7 protein-coding genes and 2 pseudogenes are annotated in these 7,924 nt (G+C 45.9%); 5 read left to right on the top strand and 4 right to left on the bottom strand.

All coding sequences use genetic code 11. The annotated features are described in order from the left end of the window. Positions 1-425, top strand: a pseudogene (locus IM475_RS19705) (transposase family protein); the annotation flags it as partial. A gap of 476 nt (positions 426-901) precedes the next feature. Here the strand turns inward: IM475_RS19705 and IM475_RS19710 are convergent. Further along, positions 902-1,075: pseudogene (locus IM475_RS19710) on the bottom strand (Uma2 family endonuclease); the annotation flags it as partial. 28 nt (positions 1,076-1,103) lie between these two features. Then, positions 1,104-2,108 (bottom strand): NADPH-dependent aldehyde reductase Ahr, encoded by a 1,005-nt coding sequence (ahr, locus tag IM475_RS19715; protein WP_287728823.1) that lies wholly within the window; start codon positions 2,106-2,108, stop codon positions 1,104-1,106. Positions 2,109-2,507: 399 nt separating this feature from the next. Between ahr and dnaK the strand changes: the two genes are divergently transcribed. The 4 genes from dnaK (at position 2,508) to rsgA (ending at position 7,194) form a co-directional block, all read left to right on the top strand. After that, positions 2,508-4,556 carry a molecular chaperone DnaK gene (gene dnaK / locus IM475_RS19720; RefSeq protein ID WP_287728825.1) on the top strand — a complete coding sequence of 683 codons (2,049 nt, stop codon included), beginning with the start codon at positions 2,508-2,510 and terminating at the stop codon, positions 4,554-4,556. Positions 4,557-4,768: 212 nt separating this feature from the next. Then, entirely contained in the window at positions 4,769-5,893 is a 1,125-nt protein-coding gene (dnaJ, locus tag IM475_RS19725) for a molecular chaperone DnaJ (RefSeq protein WP_287658210.1), read from the top strand. A 2-nt stretch (positions 5,894-5,895) separates the two neighbouring features. Then, positions 5,896-6,117 (top strand): sulfurtransferase TusA family protein, encoded by a 222-nt coding sequence (locus tag IM475_RS19730; RefSeq protein ID WP_002738399.1) that lies wholly within the window; start codon positions 5,896-5,898, stop codon positions 6,115-6,117. Continuing rightward, complete coding sequence (gene rsgA / locus IM475_RS19735; protein WP_287728827.1) at positions 6,118-7,194, top strand: small ribosomal subunit biogenesis GTPase RsgA; 1,077 nt, start codon at positions 6,118-6,120, stop codon at positions 7,192-7,194. Between the two features lie 6 nt (positions 7,195-7,200). Here the strand turns inward: rsgA and IM475_RS19740 are convergent, their stop codons facing one another. Beyond that, positions 7,201-7,494: a hypothetical protein gene (locus IM475_RS19740; RefSeq protein WP_287728829.1), complete on the bottom strand. Its 294-nt coding sequence runs from the start codon at positions 7,492-7,494 to the stop codon at positions 7,201-7,203. 276 nt (positions 7,495-7,770) lie between these two features. Further along, on the bottom strand, positions 7,771-7,924 hold a 154-nt coding region (locus IM475_RS19745; protein WP_287658213.1), incomplete at its 5' end, for an amidase family protein.

The raw sequence follows: 7,924 nt of genomic DNA on the forward strand, positions 1-7,924 counted from the left end.
AAAGAGGTTATCATACTTGAAAATCCCAATTAGTAGCTGCTCAAAATACCGAGGAAATTATCTGTGTCTTTTGTGGGAAAGGCAGCGGTCATGATTTTAGTTTATTTAAAAAAAGTCGGGTTCGTTTTCATCCTTTAACTACCAGCATAGAAGACAGTGGTTATCGGGGAATAGCTGCATACCATAGTAATATTTATACACCGAAAAAGAAACCGAAAAATAGAAAATTAACAGAGTTAGAAAAGGATTATAACAAAGCTTTAGCCAAAGAAAAGATGAGCATTGAACCTATAAATAGGAAACTCAAAATCTTGAAAATCTTATCCTGTAAATATTGGAATTGTCGTCGAAGATATAGTTTAAGAGTTAACTTGTTGGCGGATATTTGTAACTATGAGTTGGGGACAGGTGTAGCAACTTCTTAAAAGTTGTCAAACATTAATCAAGTCAAGGAGAATTTATTCTCAATTTTTATAATTGAGATAGTTTGTGCCGCTTAAATAAAGAGGTTTTGATAACCAAATTAAAGCAGCTCTAAAGAGTTTTGAGTTAAAAGTAAAACTTCAGGTTTTTATTCATAACAAATGTGCTAATTAACTAATTTTTTGGGGAAAATTAGTTAACCCATCATCCTAACATATAATTAATTTGCAAGAGTTCTATTAAAAACCCGCTCACGGCTAAACTAAATAAACATATTACCGCCAACAAAAAAGTCGGTTCTTCGTTACTTGGTATGGTTCAATAGGGTGGCATAAATCGACTAAATCCTTATCTGGCAAGAGACTTAATGGATTAGTTCGTTCTAGATCGAAAACGATTGACAAAAATCGCAGCAATGTCTTTCTATATAAGGGTTTCATCCCTTACAGCCCCGTCCATTGCATAACACAAACCGAAGAACCAAAAAGTCTTCTCGATCCTGATAGACTTGTTCGATAGAATCGATTAAGACATTCATAGCCTTGCGGTGACGGTGGATTTCCAATGGTTCTCCGTCATCAAAAATCAAGTCTTCTGGGGGAATGGGGGGTTCTTCCCAATCGATAACTGGAGGAGTGAGGGGTTGAGTCATCGGGGTTACGTCCGGGATAGAGATGGTTTTATTTCATCTGCAAGACGAGGCGATATTTAGGTTGTCCAGTTCTCAATTTTTCCATGGCTTCATTCACCTGCGAGATAGGATAGGTTTCTGTCACCGGTTCAATGCCATGGCGAGAGGCAAATTCGATCATTTTATTGATGGTACTGGGACTACCCAAAGGACTGCCAGAAATCGATTTTTGACCCATAATCAAGGGGAAAGCGTAGGTAGCCATGGGTTCAAGAACAGCCCCAACAATATGCAGACGACCTTTGGGACGTAAACAGGCGATATAAAGACCCCAATCGAGATTAACGTTAACGGTAGAGATGATGAAATCAAAGTAATTTTGTACCGATTGCAAAGCTTCGGGGTCTCTGGAATTGATAAAATGAGTCGCCCCTAGTTCTTTTGCTTCTGTTTCTTTATCGGGACTACTAGAAAAAGCGGTTACTTCGCAGCCCCAAGCTTTGAGAAATTTTAAGGCTATATGGCCCAATCCACCAATACCAATGACACCAACTCGGGCCGTGGGTTTAATATTAAATTGGACAATGGGATTAAAAACGGTAATACCACCACAAAAAAGCGGGCCAGCTTTAGCAGCATCTAACTGGTTCCCCAGGGGAACTAACCAACTATGATGAGCGCGGACTTTTTCAGCAAAACCGCCATGGCGACCGACGATAGTTCCTTCGGCAGTGGCACAAAGGTTTTGATCCCCTGACATACAAGTTTCACAGGTGGAACAGGAACGGGAAAACCAACCCAGACCGACTCTTTGCCCTAATTTTAACTCTTTGACTTTAGCACCGAGAGCGGCGATCGTGCCGACCACTTCATGACCAGGGACAAAGGGATAGGTGGTCAGTCCCCAATCGTTATCGAGCATACTTAGGTCACTGTGGCAGATGCCGCAATATTCCACCGCGATTTCCACATCTTCATCCCCTAATATACCCGGATCGTAGTCAAAAGGCTCTAGTTTTCCCCCTTTTTCTCGGGCAGCATAGGCTCTAATCATGATTAAGTCCTCTAGGATCGGTGTATTGGTTATCTTATCCCAAATTGCTCTGAATTCGGGTTAAGAAGATTTGGCGATCATTCCACTGCTAGGGACATCAACATCAAGGAATTCCGCTCGTGATCATTAAAAAAATCTTAAAAACGGCAATTTTAAGAATAGCGAGAGGCGATCGCTAACTGGCAGCATCAGCAAAATTACTGGTTTTGGGTTACTCTTGATATATAGACCGCTCGCCAGCCGCTTGCGGACTTTACCGACAAGTTTTGTTAGGGGCGGACGAAAATTGTCCTGTTTCATCCTCGGCAAGATTAGACAAGGTAAAAAGCCCGTTTCTAATTTTGGGATAATTTTTGTCAGCGACTGTATCCTATTAACTACCGTTATTATCAGAGCGTCATGGGAAAAGTCATCGGCATCGACTTAGGGACAACCAACAGTTGTGTTGCGGTACTCGAAGGAGGTCAGCCGATTATAGTTCCCAACTCGGAAGGGGGAAGGACCACTCCTAGTATCGTGGGATTCGGCAAGGGCCAGCGCCTAGTGGGACAACTGGCCAAACGTCAGGCGGTCACTAATGCCGAAAATACCGTCTATAGCATCAAACGCTTTATCGGTAGGCGTTGGCAAGACACGGAGGCAGAAAGGGGACGAGTTGCCTATCATTGCCAACGCGGTCGCGATGAGACCGTCAATATCAAAATTCGCGATCGGGAATTTACCCCCCAAGAAATCTCGGCCATGATCCTGCAAAAATTAAAGGCCGATGCCGAGGCCTATCTGGGAGAACCGATTAACGAGGCCGTGATTACAGTTCCCGCCTATTTTACCGATGCCCAACGTCAAGCCACTAAAGACGCGGGCATGATCGCAGGACTAGAAGTATTAAGAATTATTAACGAACCCACCGCCGCCGCCCTGGCCTACGGTTTAGATAAACAAAACGAAGATCAACATATCCTCGTTTTTGACCTAGGGGGAGGAACCTTCGACGTTTCCATCCTGCGACTGGGGAAGGGAGTCTTTGAAGTGAAAGCCACGGCCGGCAATAACCATCTTGGGGGGGACGATTTTGATAACCTCTTAGTGCGGTGGCTGGTGGAGAACTTTCAAAGCCAAGAAAACATCGATTTAGCCAGCGATCGCATGGCGATCCAAAGACTGCGAGAAGCCGCCGAAAAAGCCAAAATCGAGCTTTCTAGCCTGATTACCACCTCGATCAATCTCCCCTTTATCGCCGCCGACGAAACCGGACCTAAACACCTAGAATTGGAACTAACTCGCGCTAAATTCGAGGAATTAACCAGAGAATTAGTAGAAAAAACCCTCGAACCCGTACAACAGTCCCTCAAAGATAGCGAACTGCAGCCTAGCGATATCAATCGTGTCATTCTCGTTGGTGGTTCCACCAGAATTCCCTCCGTCCAGGAATTAATCTCTCGTTTCTTTTCTACCGGCCAGATCGATCGCTCTGTTAACCCCGATGAGGCCGTTGCTTTGGGGGCAGCGATTCAAGCTGGAGTTTTAGGTGGAGAAGTGGAAGATATCCTCCTACTCGATGTCACCCCCCTTTCCCTCGGCATTGAAACCCTCGGCGAAGTCTTTACCAAAATTATCGATCGCAATACCACTATCCCCACCAGTAGATCTCAGGTTTTCTCCACCGCTGCCGATGGTCAAACTTCGGTGGAAATTCATGTTCTGCAAGGGGAAAGAGCTATGGCCCAGGATAATAAAACCCTGGGTAAATTTCTCCTGACGGGAATTCCTCCCGCCCCTAGGGGGGTGCCACAAATCGAAGTGGCCTTTGAGATCGATGTCAACGGCATCTTGAAAGTGGCTGCCAGCGACCAAGGCACCGGCAAAGAACAAAGCATTTTAATTAGCCATACTGGAGGGCTGAAACCGAACGAAATTGAAAAAATGCGCCTAGAAGCCGAAAAATACGCCGAATCCGATCGCCGTCGTCTGCAAATGATCGATATTCGCCACCAATCCGATAGTCTTTTCTATAGCTACGAAGTCACCATCAGGGAAAACAGTCAGTTAGTCGCCCCCGATATCCGGCAACTGGCCGACCAGAAGCGGCAACAGTTGGAAATCGCTCTGCGCGACCCCTCCATATCCCCAGAAAAGCTAAAAACCACCTTGGCAGAATTTCGTCAGATTGTCCTCGAAATCGGCACCCGCATCTACACAGGTAGACAAGAGCAAAACCAAACCCTTAACGGTACTGGTTTTGAACCGATCGATGTCACCGAAAAACTGACTCGACCCACCCGCACCCAAGCCACTTCCTTGAATACCTTCACCAACGGGCCAACCCTCTCCCGCACTAGAACCAGAACCTATAGTAATCTGGAAACTAACTCCACCGAATCGGGCAGTGATGATGATCCCGACGATGGGGAAGAAATGAGCACCAGTGACTACGAGGCCGTAGATTAAAAAGGGAAAAGCCATCGGTCGTCGGTCGTCGGTCGTCAGGAGACTATTTTTATTTATTCACCCCACCTCCCTATCACCCCACTTCCCGACTCCCCACTTCCTTACCAAAAAAATAGTAGGGATAACCCAACTAAACTATTATGTATACTTTGTTAAAGTAACAACTAGACTTAAACTCTATTTATAAATTGCGAGCAGAACCATAGCCCCCTATGCCCACTGATTATTACGAAATTCTAGGTGTCTCGCGAGATGCCGGTAAAGAAGACATCAAACGCGCCTATCGTCGTCTCGCCCGAAAATACCATCCTGATGTTAACAAAGAACCGGGAGCCGAGGAACACTTCAAAGAAATTAACCGCGCCTACGAAATTCTCTCGGAACCAGAAACCCGCAATCGTTATGACCGCTTTGGTGAAGCTGGGGTTTCTGGGGGCGCTGCCGGTTTTGATCCCGACAATATGGGCGGTTTCGCCGATATCTTTGAGACAATCTTTAGTGGTTTCGGGGGCATGGGCGGCCAAGCAACCGCCCGCCGACGCACAGGCCCTACCCGGGGCGAGGATCTACGTCTCGATTTTAGACTAAAATTCCGCGAGGCGGTCTTTGGCGGCGAAAAGGAAATCCGCATCCGTCATCTGGAAACCTGTCAAACCTGTAAAGGCAGTGGGGCCAGACCAGGGACCGGTTCCCATACTTGTACTACTTGCAGTGGTACGGGTCAGGTGCGTCGGGCCACCCGTACTCCCTTCGGTACTTTTGCTCAAGTTTCGGTCTGTCCCACCTGTGACGGCGCTGGCGAAGTGATCGAGGAAAAATGCGACGTTTGCGGCGGCTCTGGACGTAGACAGGAAACCAAAAAACTGAAAATTACCATCCCCGCGGGGGTTGACAACGGCATGAAATTGCGCGTTGCCCGGGAAGGAGACGCAGGACTTAAAGGCGGGCCGCCAGGGGATTTATTCGTTTATCTAACCGTGGAAAACGATGGGGAATTTCAACGGGAAGGCAATGATATTAAATCGGATATCACGATTAGCTATATCCAAGCGATTTTAGGATGTACCATCAAAGTTAATACGGTAGATGGCCAAGAAGACCTGACTATCCCTGCCGGTACTCAACCGAACACCGTACTGATTTTAGAAAATAAAGGGGTTCCCAAATTAGGCAATCCCGTCAGTCGCGGTGATCATCGTATTACCGTTAAAATCTCGATTCCTACCCGTGTCACGGGAGAAGAACGGGAATTGCTGGAAAAAATAGCGAAAGTTCGCGGGGAAACCGTGGGGAAAGGCGGCATCGAGGGATTTTTAGGTAATATCTTCCATAAATAACTATGACTTTAGACCTGCGCGGCACTCCCTGCCCGATTAATTTTGTCCGCACAAAATTGCAATTAGAGAAAATGACCGCCGGGGAACGGTTGGAAGTCTGGTTAGATGCCGGGGAACCGATCGAACAGGTTCCCACTAGCCTGACAGTGGAGGGTTATCAGATAGAATCGATCGAGGACCGAGATAGCTTTTTTGTTCTCAAAGTCTATCGCCCCGATTCCTAAATGGTAGATGCACAATTAACCGATTTATACGGCACAGTGGTGGCCGTACAGGCGAATTTCTATCAGGTACGCTTGGATTCTCCCGTTATGGGCGAGAATCTTCTCTGTACCCGTCGCGCTCGCTTGCAAAAAATCGGTCAATCGGTGATGGTTGGTGATCGGGTGCGCGTGGAGGAAGCCAATTTTGATGATCGGCAGGGTGCGATCGCAGAAGTCCTCCCCCGCAGTACCGAGATCGATCGGCCAGCCGTTGCTAATATCGAGCAGATTTTGCTAGTTTTTGCCCTTGCCGAACCCGTCCTCGATCCTTGGCTGATTAGTCGTTTTTTGGTGAAAGCCGAGTCCACAGGCTTAGAAATTGCGGTCTGTGTCAATAAAATCGATCTGGGGGAACCGGAACAAATAGAACTCTGGGGCGATCGCCTAGCTAGTTGGGGATACCGGCCCTTTTTTGTCAGTGTCGAGAAAAATCGGGGATTTGAGGCTTTATTGGCACAATTAAACCATAAAATCACTCTCTTGGCCGGTCCATCGGGGGTGGGAAAATCGAGTTTAATTAATTGTCTAATTCCTGAGATTAATCAACGGGTGGGGGATGTGTCGGGAAAACTGCAAAAAGGTCGTCACACTACCCGTCATGTGCAGTTATTTGCTTTACCAAATCGGGGTTTATTGGCCGATAGTCCTGGTTTTAACCAACCGGATATTAACTGTTCACCGGAACAATTAACTTTTTATTTTCCGGAAGTGAGAGAGCGTTTAGCTTTGGGAAATTGTCAATTTAATGATTGTACTCACCGTCGGGAACCTAACTGTGTGGTGAGGGGAGATTGGGAACGTTACCAACATTATTTAGAGTTTTTAGAAGAGGCGCTCGCACGAGAACAGACATTACAGAAAACTAGCACAAAAGAGTCAAATTTAAAGTTAAAAATTAAAGAAGCAGGTCAAGAAACCTACGAACCCAAATTAGCCAATAAAAAATATCGTCGTCCTTCCCGTCGCGGCAAAAATCAAGATCAGGAACGCTACGAAAATAAAACTCTCCAAGATATTTATAATGATGATTCTGAATAGAATCGGTTAGGTTTCGTTTATCTTCAGGGTTGCTTTATAAATACTGTCTAAAGATGAAAATCTAACAGCAGTGATCATATCATGGTATGAGCAGAGCCATAGCTTGTTGTATTTCCACCTTGCCCCTGATAACTGACCTTGACGTACTGTCCCCCTGTACTCAACCGCAAAATAGGAGTGTGAAGATGTGCCGACCCATTGCATTGGTTCATTTCCAGATTCTACTCGACCGGCAAATTCACCTCGCCCGCCAAAGTCAAAATTATTAGGTCCCCAAGTATTTACTTGAATTGGAATCATAAGTCCATCAGGTTGAATAATTACTTTCCCCCCCCTTTAGCTGGACATCCTTGACCATTAATTTTTGTTGGGTAGAGGTTGATACTGCTCTCATCCGTAATTAACTGAACCATATAAGTACCTTGGCGTGGGACTAAGGGACAGTTCGTTGCGGCAGCTAGGATAAGGGAGGTTAAAGTTTTGTAGATGGGAAATCCCCTCTTGGAATGATTTATTAATAGGAGAATAGACTATATGGCAGTTTTTGGTATTTGCGTTAAAAGAATATACCAAGTCTTAAGGAAGAACTGATGGTTGACGTTTGTGCCAATCGGTGGCCTGTTCGTAGGCGTGGGCGACGTGAAATAATTGATCTTCGCGCAGCACATTACCGACTAATTGTAAACCAATTGGCAAACCTTGCCCATCAAAACCGCAGGGAAGACTTAAC

Source organism: Microcystis sp. M061S2, assembly GCF_020245605.1.
Taxonomy (GTDB): domain Bacteria; phylum Cyanobacteriota; class Cyanobacteriia; order Cyanobacteriales; family Microcystaceae; genus Microcystis.

What these genes read in the sequence shown, in the direction of transcription:
- dnaK (WP_287728825.1), top strand. Translation starts at nt 2,508, where the DNA reads ATGGGAAAAGTCATCGGCATCGACTTAGGGACAACCAACAGTTGTGTT.
- ahr (WP_287728823.1), bottom strand. Translation starts at nt 2,108, where the DNA reads ATGATTAGAGCCTATGCTGCCCGAGAAAAAGGGGGAAAACTAGAGCCT.
- IM475_RS19730 (WP_002738399.1), top strand. Translation starts at nt 5,896, where the DNA reads ATGACTTTAGACCTGCGCGGCACTCCCTGCCCGATTAATTTTGTCCGC.
- rsgA (WP_287728827.1), top strand. Translation starts at nt 6,118, where the DNA reads ATGGTAGATGCACAATTAACCGATTTATACGGCACAGTGGTGGCCGTA.
- dnaJ (WP_287658210.1), top strand. Translation starts at nt 4,769, where the DNA reads ATGCCCACTGATTATTACGAAATTCTAGGTGTCTCGCGAGATGCCGGT.
- IM475_RS19740 (WP_287728829.1), bottom strand. Translation starts at nt 7,494, where the DNA reads ATGATTCCAATTCAAGTAAATACTTGGGGACCTAATAATTTTGACTTT.